This is a genomic window from Frateuria sp. (assembly GCF_035695185.1).
GTDB lineage: Bacteria > Pseudomonadota > Gammaproteobacteria > Xanthomonadales > Rhodanobacteraceae > Frateuria_A.
Window position 1 is genome coordinate 26,174 of the sequence record NZ_DASSES010000107.1, and the last position, 18,292, is coordinate 44,465.

20 protein-coding genes are annotated in these 18,292 nt (G+C 71.4%); 8 read left to right on the forward strand and 12 right to left on the reverse strand.

Going from position 1 to position 18,292, the window contains the following annotated elements; genetic code table 11:
- Positions 1-123 precede the first annotated feature (123 nt).
- The 3 genes from VFH59_RS08760 to VFH59_RS08770 all read left to right on the forward strand — a co-directional run bounded on the left by VFH59_RS08760 (position 124) and on the right by VFH59_RS08770 (position 1,804).
- Positions 124-468 carry a metalloregulator ArsR/SmtB family transcription factor gene (locus VFH59_RS08760; RefSeq protein ID WP_325164505.1) on the forward strand — a complete coding sequence of 115 codons (345 nt, stop codon included), beginning with the start codon at positions 124-126 and terminating at the stop codon, positions 466-468.
- 101 nt (positions 469-569) lie between these two features.
- Positions 570-1,361, forward strand: a complete 792-nt coding sequence (locus VFH59_RS08765; protein ID WP_325164506.1) for a universal stress protein — start codon at positions 570-572, stop codon at positions 1,359-1,361.
- 14 nt (positions 1,362-1,375) lie between these two features.
- Positions 1,376-1,804, forward strand: coding sequence for a universal stress protein (locus VFH59_RS08770; protein ID WP_325164507.1), 429 nt, complete (start codon positions 1,376-1,378; stop codon positions 1,802-1,804).
- On the opposite strand, the gene VFH59_RS08775 is transcribed toward VFH59_RS08770, so the two are convergent.
- The 3 genes from VFH59_RS08775 to VFH59_RS08785 are packed head-to-tail and all read right to left on the reverse strand — an operon-like array spanning position 1,805 to position 4,686.
- Positions 1,805-2,698, reverse strand: coding sequence for a ribose-phosphate diphosphokinase (locus tag VFH59_RS08775; RefSeq protein ID WP_325164508.1), 894 nt, complete (start codon positions 2,696-2,698; stop codon positions 1,805-1,807).
- The gene (locus VFH59_RS08780; RefSeq protein ID WP_325164539.1) at positions 2,695-4,221 is read right to left on the reverse strand and encodes a thymidine phosphorylase family protein; all 1,527 of its coding nucleotides are present in this window, start codon (positions 4,219-4,221) and stop codon (positions 2,695-2,697) included. Before VFH59_RS08780 ends, VFH59_RS08775 begins: the two co-directional genes overlap by 4 nt.
- An 18-nt stretch (positions 4,222-4,239) precedes the next feature.
- On the reverse strand, positions 4,240-4,686 hold the full coding sequence (locus tag VFH59_RS08785) for a CBS domain-containing protein (RefSeq protein WP_325164509.1): 447 nt from the start codon (positions 4,684-4,686) through the stop codon (positions 4,240-4,242).
- Positions 4,687-4,823: 137 nt separating this feature from the next.
- Here VFH59_RS08785 and VFH59_RS08790 point away from each other — a divergent pair, with 137 nt between their 5' ends.
- Positions 4,824-5,246: a host attachment protein gene (locus VFH59_RS08790; RefSeq protein ID WP_325164510.1), complete on the forward strand. Its 423-nt coding sequence runs from the start codon at positions 4,824-4,826 to the stop codon at positions 5,244-5,246.
- 25 nt (positions 5,247-5,271) lie between these two features.
- Here the strand turns inward: VFH59_RS08790 and VFH59_RS08795 are convergent, their stop codons facing one another.
- Positions 5,272-6,063, reverse strand: a complete 792-nt coding sequence (locus VFH59_RS08795) for a universal stress protein (protein ID WP_325164511.1) — start codon at positions 6,061-6,063, stop codon at positions 5,272-5,274.
- 254 nt (positions 6,064-6,317) lie between these two features.
- Between VFH59_RS08795 and VFH59_RS08800 the strand changes: the two genes are divergently transcribed.
- Entirely contained in the window at positions 6,318-7,037 is a 720-nt protein-coding gene (locus VFH59_RS08800; protein ID WP_325164512.1) for a response regulator, read from the forward strand.
- Positions 7,038-7,041: 4 nt separating this feature from the next.
- Entirely contained in the window at positions 7,042-9,069 is a 2,028-nt protein-coding gene (locus tag VFH59_RS08805; RefSeq protein WP_325164513.1) for a PAS domain S-box protein, read from the forward strand.
- 7 nt (positions 9,070-9,076) lie between these two features.
- Here the strand turns inward: VFH59_RS08805 and VFH59_RS08810 are convergent, their stop codons facing one another.
- The 3 genes from VFH59_RS08810 to VFH59_RS08820 form a co-directional block, all read right to left on the reverse strand.
- Entirely contained in the window at positions 9,077-9,802 is a 726-nt protein-coding gene (locus tag VFH59_RS08810) for a Crp/Fnr family transcriptional regulator (protein WP_325164514.1), read from the reverse strand.
- A gap of 110 nt (positions 9,803-9,912) precedes the next feature.
- A complete protein-coding gene (locus tag VFH59_RS08815; RefSeq protein ID WP_325164515.1) occupies positions 9,913-10,896 on the reverse strand; it encodes a zinc-dependent alcohol dehydrogenase family protein in 984 nt (327 codons plus the stop codon).
- 8 nt (positions 10,897-10,904) lie between these two features.
- Positions 10,905-11,732 (reverse strand): universal stress protein, encoded by an 828-nt coding sequence (locus tag VFH59_RS08820; protein ID WP_325164516.1) that lies wholly within the window; start codon positions 11,730-11,732, stop codon positions 10,905-10,907.
- 196 nt (positions 11,733-11,928) lie between these two features.
- Between VFH59_RS08820 and VFH59_RS08825 the strand changes: the two genes are divergently transcribed.
- Positions 11,929-12,732, forward strand: coding sequence for a universal stress protein (locus tag VFH59_RS08825; RefSeq protein ID WP_325164517.1), 804 nt, complete (start codon positions 11,929-11,931; stop codon positions 12,730-12,732).
- A gap of 39 nt (positions 12,733-12,771) precedes the next feature.
- On the opposite strand, the gene VFH59_RS08830 is transcribed toward VFH59_RS08825, so the two are convergent.
- A complete protein-coding gene (locus VFH59_RS08830) occupies positions 12,772-13,422 on the reverse strand; it encodes a BON domain-containing protein (protein WP_325164518.1) in 651 nt (216 codons plus the stop codon).
- 161 nt (positions 13,423-13,583) lie between these two features.
- Between VFH59_RS08830 and VFH59_RS08835 the strand changes: the two genes are divergently transcribed.
- Positions 13,584-14,978: an MBL fold metallo-hydrolase gene (locus VFH59_RS08835; RefSeq protein WP_325164519.1), complete on the forward strand. Its 1,395-nt coding sequence runs from the start codon at positions 13,584-13,586 to the stop codon at positions 14,976-14,978.
- Positions 14,979-15,081: 103 nt separating this feature from the next.
- Here VFH59_RS08835 and VFH59_RS08840 read toward each other — a convergent pair whose 3' ends face one another.
- The 4 genes from VFH59_RS08840 to VFH59_RS08855 form a co-directional block, all read right to left on the reverse strand.
- Positions 15,082-15,669, reverse strand: a complete 588-nt coding sequence (locus tag VFH59_RS08840; protein WP_325164520.1) for a SagB/ThcOx family dehydrogenase — start codon at positions 15,667-15,669, stop codon at positions 15,082-15,084.
- Positions 15,670-15,778: 109 nt separating this feature from the next.
- Complete coding sequence (locus VFH59_RS08845; RefSeq protein ID WP_325164521.1) at positions 15,779-16,405, reverse strand: OmpA family protein; 627 nt, start codon at positions 16,403-16,405, stop codon at positions 15,779-15,781.
- 401 nt (positions 16,406-16,806) lie between these two features.
- On the reverse strand, positions 16,807-17,697 hold the full coding sequence (locus tag VFH59_RS08850; RefSeq protein WP_325164522.1) for a universal stress protein: 891 nt from the start codon (positions 17,695-17,697) through the stop codon (positions 16,807-16,809).
- A 10-nt stretch (positions 17,698-17,707) separates the two neighbouring features.
- Positions 17,708-18,280, reverse strand: coding sequence for a GNAT family N-acetyltransferase (locus VFH59_RS08855; protein WP_325164523.1), 573 nt, complete (start codon positions 18,278-18,280; stop codon positions 17,708-17,710).
- Positions 18,281-18,292: the final 12 nt, after the last annotated feature.

The window sequence follows — 18,292 nt, forward strand, 5'->3', positions numbered from 1 at the left end:
CTGGCGGCCGCGCGGCACGCGGCTGTTGACCGGCATCAAGCGTCTTGTAGATTAGGTTGCTCTAATATTAGACAACGTTAATATTCGAAAGTGCTAAAGTCAAGCCGCAACGGAGAACCCCTCATGCCCACGCGCCTACCCGCCGACCTTTCCGCCATGCACGCCCGCGCTGACGAGGCCGCGCGGCTGCTCAAGGCGCTGGGCAACCCGCAGCGGCTGCGGATGCTGTGCCTGCTGGTGGAGGGCGAGCGCTCCGTCGGCCAGCTCCACGAGGCGCTCCCCGCCCTGAGCCAGTCGGCGCTTTCGCAGCACCTGGCGCGGCTGCGCGAGGACGGCCTGGTAAGCACGCGGCGCGAGGCGCAATCGATCCACTACGCGCTCGAGCCGGGCCCCGCGCAGGCGGTCATCGAGGCCCTGCATGACGCCTATTGCGCCCCCTCGCCCAGGCCCAGGGGCGGTCGACGGTAGCCGCGACCAGGGCGCCACAAATGACCCGAGTTGATCCCGGTCAACAGCCGCCGGGCACGGCCTGCGCATGCTTGGCGCACACGCCTGCGGAAGCCGAGTCGATGACCGAACTGATCGTTAACGTGGCCGAGCCCGAACGTGAGGCGCCGTTGCTGGACTACGCCTTTTCGCTGGCCCGCCAGTGGCACGCCTGGGTCACCGGGTTGTGCGTGATTCCACTCGATGCGGTGGTGATGGCGTTGCCGGACGCCGCGGGCATCCTGGCCGCCGAGCAGCGCGACGCGCTGGCCGACGAAGCCTGGTGGCTCCAGCGCTGCAAGGCGGCCGCCGTCGGCGGCAACTGGGAAGTGGTCTGCGGCGTGTTCCGCAAGGTCGTGGCCGAGCGCGCCAGCCTGGCCAACCTGATCATCGGGCGCCTGCCTGGCTGGCCGGCCAGCCTGCAGGATGCCTCCCGCCGGCTGGCCGAGACACTGGTGCACGGCGGCTGTCCGGTCATCCTGGTGCCCGACGACTGGATCGCGCGGCCGGCGATCGGCCACGTGCTGCTCGCCTGGAACGGCAGCGCGCCGGCCGCCCGCGCCGCACGCGCCGCCTTGCCGCTGCTGCGGATGGCCGACCGGGTGACCGTGCTCGACGGCACGCACGGCCCCGGCGGCAGGACCGCCGCGCCGCTGCGCGAGTGGCTCGGCCGGCAGGACGTGGCCTGCGACTGGCTGCCCTTCCAGGTGCACGGCGACGTCGGCGAAGCGATCCACCATGAGGCCAGCCGCCTGGGCGTCGACCTGCTGGTGCAGGGTGCCTGGGGACGCCGGCGGACCAGCGAACGGCTGCTCGGCGGCGCCACGCGCCACTCCTTGCGGCACAGCCGCGTGCCGCTGCTGCTCGCTCCCTGACCCCGGGACCCGCCATGAAGATCCTGTTGCCCGTCGACGGAAGCCCCAGCAGCCACCGCGCCGTCCGCTACGTCATCCGTCACTGGAGCCAGGTGCCGGAGTCCTCGCGCCCCGCCCTGGTCCTGCTGCACGTGGACCCGCCGCTGAGCGCCGGCGTGACCCGCTACCTGAGCGCGGGCGACATCAGCCGGTATCACGCGTCCAACGCCAACACGGCCCTGCGCACCGCGCGGCGCACGCTGGCCAAGGCCGGTCACACGTTCGAGGAAAGGCACGAAGTCGGCGACCCGGCCGAGGCGGTCACCCGGCTCGCCTCCCGCCTCAAGTGCGACCTGGTGGCGATGGGCTCGCACGGCTGGGGCGCCCTGCTCAGCCTGGTGCTGGGCTCGGTGGTGGTGAAGGTGCTGGCCCATTCGCGCGTGCCGGTGCTGGTGGTGCGCTAGCTAGCCGCCCGCCGCGCCGAGGGCCGCCATGGCCTGGGCGACGCGGGCGCTGACGTCGATCGCCGAAAGCTCGCCGGGCACGGTGTTGGTGGTGACCAGCCGGATGATCCCGGCGCCATGCAGGGCTTCCAGCGCGCCGCGGCCGAGCAGGCCATGCACCACCACGGCGACCGGTGCCGGCTGCGGCAGTTGCTCGCGCACGCCGCGGGCCGTGTCGATCAAGGTATGTCCCGACGCGGCGATGTCGTCCAGCAGGACCGGCGTGTGCCCGCGCCAGCGGGCCAGTGACGGCAGTCGCACGCTGACGTCGCGGTCGCCGCGGCGCTGCTTGTGCGCCACCACGCAGGGCGCGCCCAGTGCGTCGGCCACCGCCTGCACCCACTGCGCGCTCTCCGTGTCCGGCCCGACCAGCAGCGGCTCGCGCACGTGGGCCCGGATCCATGCCGCCAGCTCGGGCGCCGCGTGGACCACCGACGTGCGGCAGGCGAACACCTCGGCGAGGTCGTGGATGCGGTGCAGGTGCGGGTCGACCGTCACTACCCAGTCGAAGGCGTTGCCGAGCAGCCCGCCGATGACCCGCGCCGACACCGCTTCGCCCGGGTGGAAGCGCACGTCCTGGCGCATGTAGGCCAGGTAGGGCGCGACCAGGCCCACCTGCGTCGCACCAAGCTCGCGCGCCGTCGCGGCCGCGGCCAGCAGCGGGAACAGCTTGGCGTCCGGCCGCTTCAGCGAGCACGCCAGCGCCACGGTGCCGCGCGGCGGGGTGGCCAGCCGCAGCAGCGATTCGCCGTCCGGAAACCGGTGCAGTTCCAGTTCGCCGCGCTGCCAGCCCGCGTGCCTGCACAGCGCCCGGGCGAAGGCCGCGTTGCCCGGCAACGCGTAGAGCAGGCTCATGCGGCGGCACCGAGGTGGACGATGTCCGGGTGGCGGGAGACGTATTCCATCGCGTAGGCAAGTTCGCCCGGGCTCTGCGCATGCAGGGTGAAGAGCGGCTGGCCGACCACCACCGGGTCGCCCAGGCGCACGTCGATCGACAGCCCCGCCAGCGGCGACAGCGGCGCGCCCGCCAGCTTGGCCGCCTGCGCGAGCCGGCGGTTGTCGACCGCCTCGACCCGGCCGCCGCGGCAGGCCGCCACCGGGCGCCGGTAGGGCGCGACGCCGGGGCTGCGCAGGCCGCCCTGGGCCTGGCAGATGGCCTGGAACTGCCGCCAGGCGCGGCCCGAATCCAGGCACTCGCGCGCCAGCGCCAGCGACGGCTCGCCCGCGGCCCGCCCGCCGGCTTCGATCACGGCCGCGGCGAGTGCCAGCGCCCGCTCGCGCAGGTCCTGCGGCTGTGCCGGAAGGTTCTGCAACACCGCCAGCACGTCGTGCGCTTCCAGCGCCGGGCCCACGCCGCGGCCGACCGGCTGCGCGCCGTCGGTGCGCAATACCGTCAGCGCCAGGCCAAAGCGCTCTGCCACCGCACGCAGCATCCGTTCCAGCGTCCGCGCCCGGCGCGGGTCGCGGACCTTGGCGGTTGGCCCGACCGGCATGTCGATCACCACGTGGGTGGAGCCTGCCGCGATCTTCTTGGACAGGATCGAGGCGACCAGTTGCCCGGGGCTGTCGATGTCCAGCGCACGCTCGATCCGGATCAGCGTGTCGTCCACCGGCGCCAGGTTGATCGCCCCGCCCCACACGATGCACCCGCCCGTGTGCTCGACCGTACGGCGCATCCGCGCCAGGTCCAGCTCGACCGGGGCCAGCATCGCCATGGTGTCGGCAGTGCCGGCCGGCGAAGTGATCGCGCGCGAGGAGGTCTTGGGCATGGTCAGCCCCAGTGCCGTGCAGATCGACACCACGATCGGCGTGGTGCGGTTGCCCGGCAGCCCGCCGACGCAATGCTTGTCCAGGATCACCGGGCCGGGCCATCGCAGCCGGGCACCGCTGTCGACCATCGCGGCGGTCAGCGCCACCACTTCGTCCAGGTCGAGGTGGTCGTCGCTGCAGGCGGCGATGAAAGCGGCCATTTCGATGTTCGAATAGCGGTGCGCGGCGATGTCGGCGACGATGGCCCGCACCTCGGCCTCGGCCAGGACGCGGCCGTACAGCTTCGCGCGGACGCTCGAGAGCGACTCCACGCTCGGCGGGTGCGCCAGCGTCACGTGCTCGTGCGCGGCAGGCTGCAGCCGCAGCCAGGCCGACTCGGACAGGCCGACCTCGTCCGCTGCCAGCCGCTCGCCCTGCACGATCGCCAGCGTCGCCATCAGCCGGCGCGGGCCGATGCTCACCTGTAACCGCGAATGCGGCCCGAAGCCCTCGCCGTGGCAGGCCGGCGACCCCTGCGGCAGGTACGCCACGTGCTCGCCGCCGGTATCGATGCCGATGCGCTGCGGGCGCAGCCGTTCGCCGGGGAAAGGCAGTTCGGGCAACGGCATGGCGGGCACGCGGGGCTCCTAGAGATAGGCGCGATCGAGCGTCGGCTGGACGTTGAGTGTCTGGTTGACGCGGTCGGCCAGCGCGGCGAGGGCCACCAGCACGTCGTCCGTGCTGACGATGCCGACCAGCACACCGGCCGCGTCGATCAGCGGCAGCCGGCGCAAGCCGCGCTGCTGCATCGTCTCCACGATCTCGTCGATGGCGGCCTCCGGCCGGCAGCCGAGCAGCGGGGCGGACATCACGCATTCCAGCGGCGTGGTCGCCGGGTCGATGTGCGCGGCGATGCCGCGGGTGACCAGGTCGCGGTCGGTGGCGATGCCGACCGGCACCGTCCTGCCGTCCTCCTCGCGGGTCACCACCAGGCAACCGGCCTGGTGCCTGCGCATGATGCCGGCCGCCTCGGTCACGGTCGTGGCGGCGTCCGCCTGGATCACCCGCCGGGTACCGATGTCGATCGCACGCATGGCGCCTCCTCGCGTCCGCCGTTGCGGACGGTCACAGGATGGCGGTTGCCGCGCCCGCCCGGTTGACCAGGATCAATTGGCCCACGCAGGTCATCGCTACCCTGCCCCTGCATGTCAGCGCTCTGCCGGAGAGAGCCATGAACAAGACCTGGGTGCTGGTGGCCGACAGCGAGAAGGCACGCCTGTTCGAGTACGAGCGCGGTCGCGCGCCATGGGCCGAGACCGCCTGTTTCGTCAACCCCGACGTGGTGCACGGCCCGACCTTCGAGCGACCGCCGCGGGTCCACGAGAGCGTCGGCCCTGCGCGCCACGCGATCGAGCCGCGCACCGACGGCAAGGACAAGGCGGCCGCGCGCTTCGCCTCCACGCTCGTCGGCGCGCTGCGCGCCGCCCACGGCGAGCGGCGCTTCCAGTCGCTGGTCATCGCCGCGGCACCGCGTTTCCTGGGCACCCTGCACGGCGAGCTGGACAGGACGCTGCAGCAGTGCGTGAGCCGCGAGATCCGGCGCAACCTGACCGGCCTGGACAGCGAGGGTATTCGCGACTACCTGCTCGACTGAGCGTGCACCGTCCTGCCGCTCCGGCTCAGTGCGAAAGCAGGATCGGCCGGTCGATGTGGCGGAGCAGCGTGTGCGTCATCTGGCTGCGGCCGAAGCTGCTGGTCCAGTGGTGGCCGTAGGCGCCCATCACGAGCAGGTCCGCGCCCATCCGGTTGGCGACGTCGGCGATGGAAACCTCCCGCTGACGCGCCTGGTCGAGCGACTCCCAGTGCGCGCCGACACCCTGGCGGGCCATCCATGCCTTCAGCGGCAGCGGCGAGGGGGTGATGCCCGGCAGGCAGGCCTGCTCGCCGTCGAGCACGCAGACGTCCGCTGCCCGGGCCAGCAACGGCAGCGCGGCACGGATGGCGTTCGCCACCTCGGCCGAGCCGTTCCACGCCACCAGGACGCGCGTGCCGGTGATGCCTCGCCAGGTGGACGGTACCAGCAGGAGAGGACCGGCGGCCTGCACCAGCGCCCGGTCTGGCTCGGGCGACAGCACGTCGCGCGCACCGCCCGCGACGGATACCTCGAGGCAAACCAGGTCGGCCAGCCGCGAGCGCTTGGCGATCGCCGGTGCGACGTCGCCGCGCAGGATCTCCCACTCGCCCTCGACGCCCGCCTGCGTGCACTGCGCCAGCCACCAGTCGCGCCGGGCACGCGCGCTCTGCTCCTCGGCTTCCAGCAACGACGTCTCGAAGGAAAGCGCCACCGGCGGCTGCAGCGGGAGCACCTGGAAGCCGCAGGCGAAGGCTTCCAGCCGCCGGGCCAGCGACAGCGCCGTGTCGAGGAAGAAGCTCCCTGCGTGGGGACCGGCATCGACAAGCATTTCGAACATGGCGGAATCCTCGGTCGGGCCCGGAGCATGGCGCCGGGGGCGCCCCGGCCTGTTGACCAGGATCAACCGTTCCGACGGGCTTTTTGACGCACCCTTGATGGCTTTCGCGCGGACTCTGGACTACCTCTGGTATATACCCCACAGGTTTCCGCCGAGAAGCGGACCTGCGGGCTTCCCTGTTATTGGCGGATATCACGCCACATACCAGCATGGACGGGACTCTCGTGTCGGCACAGGATCCTGACAAGCAAGGGATGTCACTCCGGCAGGCCCATCTGCTGGTGGTCGACGACGACCTCGAAATCGCGGCGTTGCTCAAACGCTATCTCGGCGCCCAGGGTTTCCAGGTGAGCATGGTCGACAAAGGCCACGACATGCTCGGGCTGCTCGCCGTCGCCGCGATCGACCTGGTACTGCTCGACCTCGGCCTGCCCGGCGAGGACGGGCTGGAACTGACCCGGCACCTGCACGAGCACTGGCGTGGCCCGGTGATCATCGTCACCGGGCGCGGCGATTCGGTGGACCGCATCGTCGGGCTGGAGATCGGCGCCGACGACTACGTGACCAAGCCGTTCGACCTGCGCGAACTGCTGGCCCGCATCCGCAGCGTCCTGCGCCGCAGCGGCGAGCGCCCGCGCCAGGCGATGTCGCGACCGGTGGTCTACCGGTTCGCCGGCTACCGGCTGGAGCTCGACAGCCGCACCCTGGTGGCGCCCTCGGGCGAGGCTATTGCGCTCACCAGTGGCGAATTCGGGCTGCTGCACGTGCTGGTCACCCACGCCAACCGGGTGCTCTCGCGCGATGAGCTCATGAACCACCTCTACGGCAGGGACGCCGGCCCCTACGACCGCGCGGTGGACGTGCAGATCGGCCGCCTGCGGCGCAAGATCGAGCCCGACCCTGCCGCGCCGGTCCTGATCAAGTCGGTGCGCGGCGCGGGCTACATCTTCAGCGACACCGTCCGCCAGGAGTAGCGCCATGCCGACCCCGCGCCTCGCCGCCGATGAAGGCCTGTTCCGCACCCTCTTCGAGACGGCACCCGACGCGATGGTGGTGGTGGACCGGACGGGCGCCATCGTGCTGACCAATCCGCAGGCCGACCGGATGTTCGGCTACGCGGCGGGACAACTGGTCGGCCAGCGGGTGGAGAACCTGCTGCCGGAGGGCAGCCGCGCCGCGCACGCCGCGCATCGCGCGCGCTACATGGCCGAGCCGCGGGTCCGCCCGATGGGTGCCGGCTACGAGCTGACCGGCGTGCGGCGCAACGGCGAGTCCTTCCCGATGGAGATCGCGCTGAGCCCGGTGGGCAACGATCTGTACGCGGCGTCCATCCGCGACATCTCCGAGACGCAGCGCTCCCGGCAGGCGCTGCAGCGTGCGCGCCGCGACGGCTACCTGGCCCAGTTGGGCCGACTGGTACTCGAATCGAGCCACGACGGCTCCTTGCGCGCCGCCGTGTCCGGGCTGATCGCCGAGGCCCTCGGCGCCGATGGCGTGGCGGTGGCCGTCGGCCTGCCCGGCGGCCACGCGCTGCCGATCCGTTCGGCCAGCGGCCTCGCTCCCGTGCTGATCGACGCGATGGCGGACGCTTTCGCGCGCGATCGCCTGGCCGCGCACCTGGGCAGGAGGCCACGCACGGATGCATGGATGCTGGCACGCGAACCGGAGGAGGAGCTGCCGGCGCTGCGCACGGCGCTCGCCACGCACGGCTTCGGCGACGCCGCGATTCTTCCGTTACTGGACCGTCACGAAACCACCGGCGCATTGCTGGCGCTCAACCGCCAACCGGGCGGCCTGAACAACGACCAGCTGCACTTCCTGCAACTGGCCGCCAACATGCTCGCCGCGGCAGTCCAGCGTGGCCGCAGCGAGGAGCAGCTGGCCCATGCCCAGCGGCTCGATGCGCTTGGCCAGCTCACCGGCGGCATCGCCCATGACTTCAACAACCTGCTGACGATCGTCTCGGGCAACCTGCAGATCCTGGATGCCGAGTACGGCGGCGTGGCCGATGCGCGCGAACTGATCGACGGCGCCTCGCGTGCGGTCGACCGCTGCATCAACCTGACCCGCAAGCTGCTGGGTTTCTCGCGCCGCCGCGCACTGACCCCGCGCGGCGTGCGGCCGCAGCAGGTTTTCGACGACGTCGGCGCCATGCTGATGCGGACGCTGGGGGCGCGCATCCAGCTGAGCCTCGATTGCCCCGCCGGCGTCCCTGCCGTCTACGCCGATCCCGGCGAACTGGAGACGGCCCTGGTCAATCTCTCGCTCAATGCACGCGACGCCATGCCCGCAGGCGGCTCGCTGCACATCAGCGCCCGCGGCCGCGAGATCGGCGACGGCGAGGCGGGCGCCCTGCCTCCCGGGCAGTACGTGGCGTTCCTGGTCGAAGACACCGGTACCGGCATGACGCCGGACGTGCGCGACCATGCGCTGGAACCGTTCTTCACGACCAAGGAATCCGGCAAGGGCAGCGGGCTGGGGTTGAGCATGGTCTACGGTTTCGTCCAGCAATCGGGTGGACGCCTTGTGATCGGCAGCCAGCCCGGCCGCGGCACGCGCGTGGAAATCCTGCTGCCGACCGCGCCATCGGCGGAGGATGCCGGCGAGGCCCGTACCGCGGGCAGTGTCAGCCCGGGGCACGCGCGGGTGCTGGTGGTCGAGGACGAGCCCGACGTGCGCAAGCTCGCCGTCCGCTTCCTGCACTCGCTCGGCTACGACACGCTGGAGGCCGGGAACGCCACCGAGGCGCTGGCCCTGCTGCGCAGCGACCACGGGATCGATCTGCTCTTCTCCGACGTCGCCCTGGGCAACGGCACCAACGGATTCGAGCTGGTGCGCGAGGCCCGGTGCCTGCGCCCGGACCTGCCTGCCCTGCTGACCTCCGGCTTCGAGCGCTCCACCGCGGGCGCCGACGCGGCCCTGCAGAGCGGCGTCGGCCTGCTGCGCAAACCCTACCGGCGGGAGCAGTTGGGCGAGGCGCTGGCGCAGGCGCTGGAAAGCCGCTGAACCGAGGTCAGTGGACCGTGGAGCCCTGGCCGGCCATGCGGCGCAGCCCGTCCGTGTCGAGCAGGCGGATGTCGCGGCGCTGCACATCGATGCACTGCAGCCGGTCAAGTTTCGTCAGTGCGCGGGTCACGGTCTCGTGCTTGAGGCCGAGGAAGCTGGCGATGTCGGCACGCCCCATGCGCAGCAGGAAATGGCGCGGGCTGAAACCCAGCCGCAGGTGCCGCTCGGCCATGTCCACCAGGAAGGCGGCCACGCGCTGCTCGGCCGTGAGCGTGCCCAGCGCCAGCATCCAGGCGCGGTCGTTGCGGATCTCGCCGGCCAGCGCCGCGGTCAGGCGCACCTGCAGTTCGGGCATGCGCAGGCAGGCGTGCAGCACCGGCGGGTAAGGCAGCTCCCAGATCTCGCTGTCGTCCAGCGCCACCACGTCGCAGGCGTAGTGGGCCAGGCCGATCGACTCCACCCCGACCAGGTCGCCGCGCATGCGGAAGCTGGTCACCCGCTCGCGGCCGTCCTCGGACAGCTCGCAGGTCTTCAGGAACCCGGCGTGCACCAGGAAGATGGCGTGGAACGGCTGGCCGGCGCGATAGGCGTGCTGGCCCGCCGCGAGCTTGCGCCGCACCACCTGGACGTGGCGCGACAGCTGCTCGACGTCGATCGGTCCCGTCGAGCCCATCGCCTGCGGCGGCGCCGTAGCGGGCGCGGGGTTCGTGGCGTAGGCGGCGAGAGCGTTCATGGCGGCTTCCCGGGGACTGGCGTGGGTCCCACGTTAGCCAGCCACTGCGACCGGACGACGACGGCCGCGCAACCCTGTGTAACGATCGGTAACAGTCGTCCCGCTGCCGGTTACGGCACCAGCACCGCGGCGCCGCTGTGCCTGCCGTGGCGCAGGTCGTCGAGTGCCTCGTTCGCCGCCTCCAGCCGGTAGCGCCGCGTGGTGGCGTGCACGACCGCGCGGGCGGCCTCGGCGAAGAAGGCATGGGCGTCGGCGCGGGTCAGGTTGGCGACCGAGACCAGTTCCCGTTCCTCCCACAGCAGCCGGTAGGGGAAGGCCGGAATGTCGGACATGTGGATGCCGCCGCAGACCACCCGGCCGCCCTTGCGCACGGCCTGCAACGCCGTCGGCACGAGTTTGCCGACGGGGGCGAAGATGATCGCCGCATCCAGCCGCTCCGGCGCATCCGCGTCCGCGTCGCCCGCCCATGCCGCGCCCTGCGCGCGGGCGAAGTCCTGCGCCGCCAGGTCGCCGGGCCGGGTGAAGGCGAACACCCGCCGCCCCTGGTAACGCGCCACCTGGGTCAGCAGGTGGGCGGCCGCGCCGAAGCCGTAGAGGCCGAGGGTGCGCGCCTGTCCCGTCCGGCAGAGCGCGCGCCAGCCAATCAGGCCCGCGCACAACAGGGGTGCGGTTGCGACCGGATCGGCGGCCTCGTCCAGCGGGACGCAGAAATCGGCGCGCGCCACCAGGTGGCTGGCGAAGCCACCGGGTAGCGTGTAGCCGGTGAAGCCCGGCGCATCGCACAGGTTCTCGCGCCCGCCGAGGCAGTAGGCGCACGTGCCGCAGGTCGAGCCCAGCCAGGGCACGCCCACGTGCTGGCCCAGCGCGATCCGGTGCACGCCCGCCCCCAGCCGGTCGACCCGGCCGACCACCTCGTGCCCCGGCACCACCGGCGGCGCCACCGCCGGCAGTTCGCCGTCGACCACGTGCAGGTCGGTACGGCACACGCCGCAGGCTTCCACGCGCAGGCGGACCTGGCCAGGCCCCGGCTCCGGATCGGCCGCCTGCCGCAGCACCAGCGGCTGCCCGACCGTCTCCAGCACCATCGCGCGCATCGGCGGACTCAATGGCGGAACAGCACCGGCAGCCGCGCATGCCAGAGCACGTGCCGCGTGGCCCCGCCGAGCGCCCATTCGCTGAAGCGGCTGCGGCCATAGGCACCCATCACCAGCAGGTCGGCATGGAAGCGGTCCGCGTGCTCCAGCAGGGCTTCGCCCGCGTCGTGGTCGTTGGTGGGCAGGTCCTGCGAACGCGCGCGGATGCCATGACGGTTGAGGTAGGCATCGATGTCGAAGGGCGGCTTCCAGCTGATCTCCTGGAACACCTCCTTGGGCGCCCCGCGCAGCAGCACCACCTCGCCGGCCCGCTGCAACAGCGGCAGCGCCGAGTGCACCGCGCGGATCGCCTCGGGTGCGCCGTTCCAGGCGATCGCCACGCGCGAGAGCGCAACGGTCTGCACCGGCTGCGGCGGTACCACGATGCACGGCAGTCCGATCGACAGGATGAGCGCGGCAAGGTCCGAGGGCGATGCCCAGGTCCGCACCGGGTCGCGCTCGAGCACCAGCAGGTCGTGCCAGCACGCGATCTGCACCAGCGCATCGGACAGGTTGCCCTGCCCCACCACCCAGGCGGCGTGCTCGATGCCCAGGCTCTCGGCCCACTCCACGAACGGCCGCTCGGCCGCCAGCGCGCTCGCCTCCAGCGTACGCGCCGTTTCCAGTACCGCTTCGATCAGTTCGGGCGTGCTGAAGCTGGGCGTCGCATAGAGCGTCGAGGGGTAGATGTACGCACCGGTGATCGACGCCTGCAGCAGGGCCGCCAGTTGCGTGCCGTACTGCGCACCGCGGGACCAGTTCTCGTAGTTGAGCGAGTTGACCAGGATGTCGTACATGGGGGACTCCGTGCATGCGCCGCGCGGATGGCGGCTGCGTGGCGGCGACACTAGGCCACCGGCCGCGACACGAAGTGACGCAGGTCAACTGGACGCATGACCGCTCCGGCAGGGGGGCTGACCTAGGTCAAATCCACCCTCGGGTGCTGCGGCACGCTTTCGTCGCGGATCCGTCCGCGGTCGAGGGAGATGAGCCGTGCGCGACATCGTGGTCCATTGCACGGAGTACCGGAGCTGGCATGGCAGCGTGCGTTATGCGGCACAACTGACCGCCTCGCTGCAGGGCTCGCTGACCGGGCTGTTCGTCGCACCGCGCAGCGGCCCGCTGTCCGGACCGCCGAAACTGGCTGCGGAAACGGCCGCCTACGCACAGGAGGAAGTGCACCAGGCGATGCTTGCCGGCCGCGACTTCGCGGCCTGGGCCGCCCGGCTGGGTGTCGCCCAGGCCTTCTGGCAGGTCGCCATCGCACAGGCGCACGACGCCCTGGCGATGATCGGCGACTGGCACGATCTGGTGGTACTGCAGGGCAGCACGGCGCAGGGCTTTCCCGGCGAACGCCTGGTCTGCGAAGCGGTGCTTTCCGGCGCCCCCTGCATCGCCGTGCCGGAGGCCAACAACGCGCCGGGGCACGTGGTGCATGCGATGGTGGCCTGGAACGGATCGGTGGCATCCAGCCGCGCCCTGCACGCCGCCCTGCCCCTGCTGCAAGGGGCGAAGGTGGTTTCCCTGCTGCAACAGGGTTCCGGACACGGCGGCGGCAGCCCGCCGGACGCGCTCGAGCACCTGCGCGCGCATGGTGTGCCGGTCGCCGCGGTGGAAACCGTCACCGGGGCCGACGAGGCGGCGAGCGAACAGGTGCTCGCCTACGCCAGCGACACGCGGGCCGACCTGATCGTGATGGGCGCCAGCGGACGCCGGCGCCTGGGCAAGCGTTCGCTCGGGCCCACCACCAGCGCGGTGCTGGCGCAGACCCGCCTGCCGGTATTCCTGAAACACTGACCGGGTCGCGGGGCGCCGGCGCGCCCCGCGCACCTGCCCTCAGTCGATGCGCACCCGGTTCTCCACCGCACGCACGCCCGGTGCCGACCAGGCGGCCCGCTCCACCGCCTGGCGCTCTTCCCAGTCGTCCACGCGGCCTTCGATGGCGACGGTGCCGTTGGCGTGCACGTCCACCTTGATGCGCTTCGCCTCGACCTCGGCATGCCGCTTGAGCGCATCGACGATGCTCTTGCGCACGTCGCCGGCCTGCACGCGCGGCTCGACCAGGATATTGTTGGACACCCCGGTCACGCCGGACAGCTTGCGGACGTCCGCCTCGGCGGCCTCGCGCTGGTAGTTCCACGGTACCTCGCCGCTCAGCGTGACCCAGCCGTCGGACACCTTGACGTGGATCCGGTCGGCCGGCGCGAGCACGTCCCAGGCCAGGATGTTCAGCGCGCGCCGGGCGATGTCGTCGTCACCGAGCTTCTTGCCGCCGGGCAGCTCGACCTCGATCTTCTGGGCGATCGCCTTGACGCCGTTCACGCGCCAGGTGGCGCGCTCGGCGACCAGCTTCTCGGCATAGCTGGCGACGTGCCCGGTCAGCGTCACCACGCCGTCCTTGGCCATCACGGCGATGTTCGAGGCATCCAGGCTCGGCTCGTAGTTGAGTTCCTCCAGTACGTCGTCCCGCAGGCTCAGGTCGTTCATGGCACACCTCGGTGGTGGGGTGGTGGGGACTGTCATTGGGCGACCGGCCGCCACCGGGCGATTTGATGGAGATCAACCGCCCATGCCCGCGGTTGACCCCGATCAATCCGCAGCACGGCGTTCGTGCGAACGTACGCGCACCTTCCCGGGATTGCATGGCGATGGCTCTCACCTATGCTTGTCATGGCGCCGCGCGCGAAGTCACCGGCTCGTGCCACCTGCTCGAGTGCGGCGGCCGCCGGATCCTCGTCGACTGCGGGCTGTTCCAGGGCGACCGCGAGGTGGAAGCGGCCAACGGCGAACCGTTCGGCTTCGATCCCGCGTCCATCGATGCCCTGCTGCTCACCCATGCGCACCTGGACCATTGCGGCCGCATCCCGCTGCTCGTGCGCCAGGGGTTCCATGGGCGCATCCTGGCCACCTCGGCGACCCGCGAGCTCGTCCGCGTGGTGCTGCTCGACGCAGCCAGTCTGCAGGTCGAGGATGCCGCGCACGCACGCCGCAGCGGACGCAACGGCACCGCGCCGCAGGCGCCGCTCTACGACATCGACGACGCCCTGCATGCGCTGGACTTCTTCGAGCCGGGGATCGGCTACGACCAGCCGGTCGAGGTCGTCCCCGGCATCGTGGCGCGCTTCCTCGACGCCGGCCACATCCTGGGCTCGGCGTCCATCCTGCTCGACGTGAGCGACGGCGACGCCCGCCGGACGGTGCTGTTCTCCGGCGACCTGGGCAATCCCGGCCGGCCGCTGCTGCGCGACCCGACGCCGGCACCGCCGGCCGACCACGTGGTGATGGAGTGCACCTACGGCGACCGCCCGCACCGCCCGCTGCCGGACTCCATCGACGAACTGTTCCGCGCCATCCGCGAAACCACCCAGCGCCACGGCAACGTGGTGATCCCCACCTTCGCGCTGGAACGGGCACAGGAGGTGCTCTACTACCTGCACCAGGGGTTGCGCGAGGGCGCGATCCCGGCGCACGTACGGGTCTTCCTCGATTCGCCGATGGCGATCTCGGCGACGGAGATCTTCCGTCGCCACCCCGAGTGCTTCGACCGGGCCTTCCTGCACCGGCTGCAGCACGGTGATCCGTTCGCGATGGAAGGCCTGCATTTCACCCGCAGCAGCACCGAGTCGATGGCGATCAACAACATCGAGGGCGGTGCGGTGATCCTGGCCGGCTCGGGCATGTGCAACGGCGGTCGCGTACGCCACCACCTCAAGCACAACCTGTGGCGCGAGCGCAGTTCCATCGTGTTCGTCGGCTACGCCGCCGAGGGCACGCTGGCCCGCCGCATCGTCGATGGTGCGGCGAGCGTGCGCGTGTTCAACGAGGACATCCCCGTGCGCGCCCAGGTGTGGACGATCAACGGCTTCTCCGCCCACGCCGACCGCCCCTCCCTGCTGGCCTGGCTGGGCGAGCTGCCGCGCAAGGAGGTGCTGCTGGTCCATGGCGAGTACGAGCGCGGCATGCGCTGCTTCGCCAACGTGCTCGCCTCGCGGGGGCTGTCCGCGCGGATGCCGCGCAGGGGCGAGCGCATGGCGCTGGCGTAGGCGGGCCCGTGTTCGCGAAAGGCGGCGGACCGGCGGCCTGGCCGGGATCACCGTTACCCGCCAGCTCCGGCAGAAGCGCGCCAGCGGCGGCAGGCCATCGGCCTCAGGCGGCAAAGCCCACCGTCTGCGCAAGCAGTACGCGCTGGCGCGCGCCCAGGCCGAGCGTCCTGACCAGCGCGTGGCGATCCACCATCCCGCGCACCACGGTGGCCAGGCCTTCGGCTGCGCAGAACAGGTACACGTTCTGCGCAATCGCTCCGGCATCGGCGCCGCAGTAGAAGCGACGTTCCAGCGGCTCGGTCACCTCCATCCGCGCCAGGTCCGCCACGTAGACCAGGTCCAGCGCGGCGGTGCCGACGAAGTCCTGCAACCCGGTCGACGCACGCACATCGCTCGAGAGCACGGCATGCAGGCGATGCCCTTCCGGTTCATAGCGCCAGGCGCCATCGGCGGCGGCAAGGTAGATGTCGATCTCGTGCCAGTTGCGCGCCGACGGGGCGGTGCGCCCGCCGGTGGCCGGGCGGTTGACGCCGTCGGCGGCCCACAACAGGTCCGACAGCAGCTGCGGCGACAGCGCGTGTCCGGTGTACAGGCGCGTGCTGTGCCGGCGCCCGAGCGCGCTCAGCAGCGGCATGCCACCGCTCCTGCGGGGCTCCGGCAGCGGCACGCTGCTCTTGCGTTCGATATCCATGGACAGACCCTCGGAAAAGGAAGTGCGCGCCTGCCGGCAGGGCGGAGGCGCGCGAACCGCGGGCGCATCGGCGAGCCCGCTGCCGGCCCCGTGCGCTCACGCCGGGGCGTCAGGTGCCGTCGCTCGCCGCGGTCGCGGCGCGCTGCTCCTCGTCGTGCCCGGAAAGGTCGACCACCAGCGTCACCCGGCGGTTCTCCATGCCCTCGTCGTGCGTCTTGCCCGGCGCATCCTGGCGATCGCGGGCTTCGCCGTAGCTGACGGCGCGCACCTTGTCAGCGGACAGGCCGCCGCTGCTGACCAGGTAGTCACGCACCGCCTCGGCGCGTTTCTCGCCCAGGCGCTGGTTGTAACCGTGGCTTCCCGCCGGATCCGCGAAACCTTCCACCGTGACCAGCGCGTAGGGATGGTAGTGCTGGATGACCTTGGCGAAATCGTCCAGCATCGGCTTGTCCTGGTCCTGCAGCGTGGCGTCGTCGAAGGCGAAGTGGGACATCGAGTCGACCTGGATGCGGCCGGCGACCTGCCGGATCGATGCGTCGTACTGGGCGAACTTCTGCTGCATGTCCTGCTCCAGCTTGTCGCTGCGGTTCTCCTGGTTCTGCAGCCGTGACTCGATCTGGCTGATCTTCGAGTCGTAGTCGGCCTGCTTGACGTAGCCGCGATCGGCGCAGCCCGCCGCGGCGAGCATGGTCAGGCCCACCGGCAGCCAGGTCCATTGGTGCAATGCGTGTTTCATGGCAACCTCCGGGCGTTTCGCCCTGGTATGCCCCGCGCCACGGAGCCAGGCAGCCTCACGGCACGGGACGATGGCCCCTGCGACACGGACCGTAGTCGGCGCTCCAGGCCCCGGTTTGACGTGCGTCAAATGCGCGGTGGATGGCGCCCGGGCGCGATGCATGCTCACCCACGGCCATACCGGGCGGCATGCGCAGCAGCGTTTTGTCCCGCACAAAGTAGTGGCGGAACAGCACGGCGGCCGCGTGTACGCCGACCAGGTAGTCGCCGGCGGTGCCGATGATCTCGTGGAACTCTTCCAGCCGGTGGCTCGGCGCGCGGTCCCCGCGGCCAGGCCGTGCCCGGGACCCGCCCGACCCGGCACCGGCATCAGAGGGAGGCCCGCAGGGGCGGCGTCCGGCCTCAGTGCTGCAGGAAGACCGGCACCCGCGCATGTCCGAGCACATAGCGCGTGGCGCTGCCGATGGCCTGTTCGTGCAGGCGTCCATGGGCGAACGCGCCCATCACGATCAGGTCGGCACCGACCTGGTCGGCCTTTTTCAGCAGGGCGGCGCCGGCGGTGCGGGCCGGGATGCCCACGCACATCGGGTCGGCTTCGATGCCGTGGCGGGCCATGTAAACGAACGGCTCGAAGTGCGGCAGGTAGCACTCGCCCTCCGGGCTGTGCGGCCGGCCGCCGTCGAGCAGCACCACGCGCCGGGCCCCCTGCAGGAAGGGCAAGGCCGCATGGATGGCCCGGGTGGCCTCGGTGCTGCCGTCCCATGCCACCAGTACGCGCTGGAACGGGGTGTCGTGGTTCCAGCCGGGAGGCAGGATCAGGCTGGGCAGGCGGCAGGCCAGAAGGACCTCGCCGAGCAGTTCGGCCAGGGATTCGCCGTCGACCACGTCGCGCTCCAGCACCGCCAGGCTGTGCCAGGCGCCCAGTTCGCGCAGGACGCGCGCAAGCCCGGTGTGGGCGACCACCCAGGAGGCGTGCGGCACGCCCATGGAGCGCGCGAAGGCGCGGAAATCCTGCCCCTCCTCGAAATCCTGCACGGGCGTGTCCAGCAACAGGCCGAGCACGGACGGCTCGCTTTCCGGCCCGCGCAGCAGCCGCAGCGACTCATCCACGAAGCAGCCCGTCAACAGGCTTTGCCATCGGGCGGCCAGCCTTGCGGCCACCCGTACGGCCGGATTCCAGGGGTCGGTCGACGTGGCGATGGCCACGATGTCGGAGGGCTGGTTCGCCACGGGCAGCGAAGGCGTGGCGCCGCCGTCGGGCAGCGGGTTCGGGGCATGGACTACCACACTCATGGCGCGCTCCTCACAGGGCCAGCGTATGGATGACCTGCGCCGGATCGCCCGGGTCGAGCGTGCGCTTGAAGCCGAGGTACCCCGCGAGTTCCTGCATGGGCTGGTTGTCGGCCGCATCGACCGAGTACATCTGCTTGAAGCCATGCTCGCGGGCCACCTGGATGAGATGGCGCATCAACACGACGGCGAGCCCGCGATGGCGCCAGTGGTCGGCCACGGTGACGGCGCACTCGCAGCGGGTCTGGTCCCCGTTCGCGCTGTAGCGGCTGACCCCGACCTCGCGCAGCTTCCCGTCCTCGTGCGCCAGCGCGACGAAGGCCATGCGCTTGTCGTAGTCGACGTCCATCAGCTGGTCGACCAGCTCCGGGCTGGCCTCGCGGAAGCTGCACATGAAGCGCATCCGCTTGGCGTCCGGCGACATCGCGCGCAGGAAGTCTTCCTCCCGCTCGCGGTCCTCGGGGCGCAGCGGACGGATCAGCACCACCGTGCCGTCGCGCAGGTGGTCGATCCAGTGGGTTCCCTCCAGCAACACGGGGGGACTGACGTTGGTGGGGGTCGTGATCCCGGTGGGTAGCGTGGCCATGGGAGAACCTCG

What these genes read in the sequence shown, in the direction of transcription:
- VFH59_RS08760 (WP_325164505.1), top strand. Translation starts at nt 124, where the DNA reads ATGCCCACGCGCCTACCCGCCGACCTTTCCGCCATGCACGCCCGCGCT.
- VFH59_RS08765 (WP_325164506.1), top strand. Translation starts at nt 570, where the DNA reads ATGACCGAACTGATCGTTAACGTGGCCGAGCCCGAACGTGAGGCGCCG.
- VFH59_RS08770 (WP_325164507.1), top strand. Translation starts at nt 1,376, where the DNA reads ATGAAGATCCTGTTGCCCGTCGACGGAAGCCCCAGCAGCCACCGCGCC.
- VFH59_RS08775 (WP_325164508.1), bottom strand. Translation starts at nt 2,698, where the DNA reads ATGAGCCTGCTCTACGCGTTGCCGGGCAACGCGGCCTTCGCCCGGGCG.
- VFH59_RS08780 (WP_325164539.1), bottom strand. Translation starts at nt 4,221, where the DNA reads ATGCCGTTGCCCGAACTGCCTTTCCCCGGCGAACGGCTGCGCCCGCAG.
- VFH59_RS08785 (WP_325164509.1), bottom strand. Translation starts at nt 4,686, where the DNA reads ATGCGTGCGATCGACATCGGTACCCGGCGGGTGATCCAGGCGGACGCC.
- VFH59_RS08790 (WP_325164510.1), top strand. Translation starts at nt 4,824, where the DNA reads ATGAACAAGACCTGGGTGCTGGTGGCCGACAGCGAGAAGGCACGCCTG.
- VFH59_RS08795 (WP_325164511.1), bottom strand. Translation starts at nt 6,063, where the DNA reads ATGTTCGAAATGCTTGTCGATGCCGGTCCCCACGCAGGGAGCTTCTTC.
- VFH59_RS08800 (WP_325164512.1), top strand. Translation starts at nt 6,318, where the DNA reads ATGTCACTCCGGCAGGCCCATCTGCTGGTGGTCGACGACGACCTCGAA.
- VFH59_RS08805 (WP_325164513.1), top strand. Translation starts at nt 7,042, where the DNA reads ATGCCGACCCCGCGCCTCGCCGCCGATGAAGGCCTGTTCCGCACCCTC.
- VFH59_RS08810 (WP_325164514.1), bottom strand. Translation starts at nt 9,802, where the DNA reads ATGAACGCTCTCGCCGCCTACGCCACGAACCCCGCGCCCGCTACGGCG.
- VFH59_RS08815 (WP_325164515.1), bottom strand. Translation starts at nt 10,896, where the DNA reads ATGCGCGCGATGGTGCTGGAGACGGTCGGGCAGCCGCTGGTGCTGCGG.
- VFH59_RS08820 (WP_325164516.1), bottom strand. Translation starts at nt 11,732, where the DNA reads ATGTACGACATCCTGGTCAACTCGCTCAACTACGAGAACTGGTCCCGC.
- VFH59_RS08830 (WP_325164518.1), bottom strand. Translation starts at nt 13,422, where the DNA reads ATGAACGACCTGAGCCTGCGGGACGACGTACTGGAGGAACTCAACTAC.
- VFH59_RS08835 (WP_325164519.1), top strand. Translation starts at nt 13,584, where the DNA reads ATGGCTCTCACCTATGCTTGTCATGGCGCCGCGCGCGAAGTCACCGGC.
- VFH59_RS08840 (WP_325164520.1), bottom strand. Translation starts at nt 15,669, where the DNA reads ATGGATATCGAACGCAAGAGCAGCGTGCCGCTGCCGGAGCCCCGCAGG.
- VFH59_RS08845 (WP_325164521.1), bottom strand. Translation starts at nt 16,405, where the DNA reads ATGAAACACGCATTGCACCAATGGACCTGGCTGCCGGTGGGCCTGACC.
- VFH59_RS08850 (WP_325164522.1), bottom strand. Translation starts at nt 17,697, where the DNA reads ATGAGTGTGGTAGTCCATGCCCCGAACCCGCTGCCCGACGGCGGCGCC.
- VFH59_RS08855 (WP_325164523.1), bottom strand. Translation starts at nt 18,280, where the DNA reads ATGGCCACGCTACCCACCGGGATCACGACCCCCACCAACGTCAGTCCC.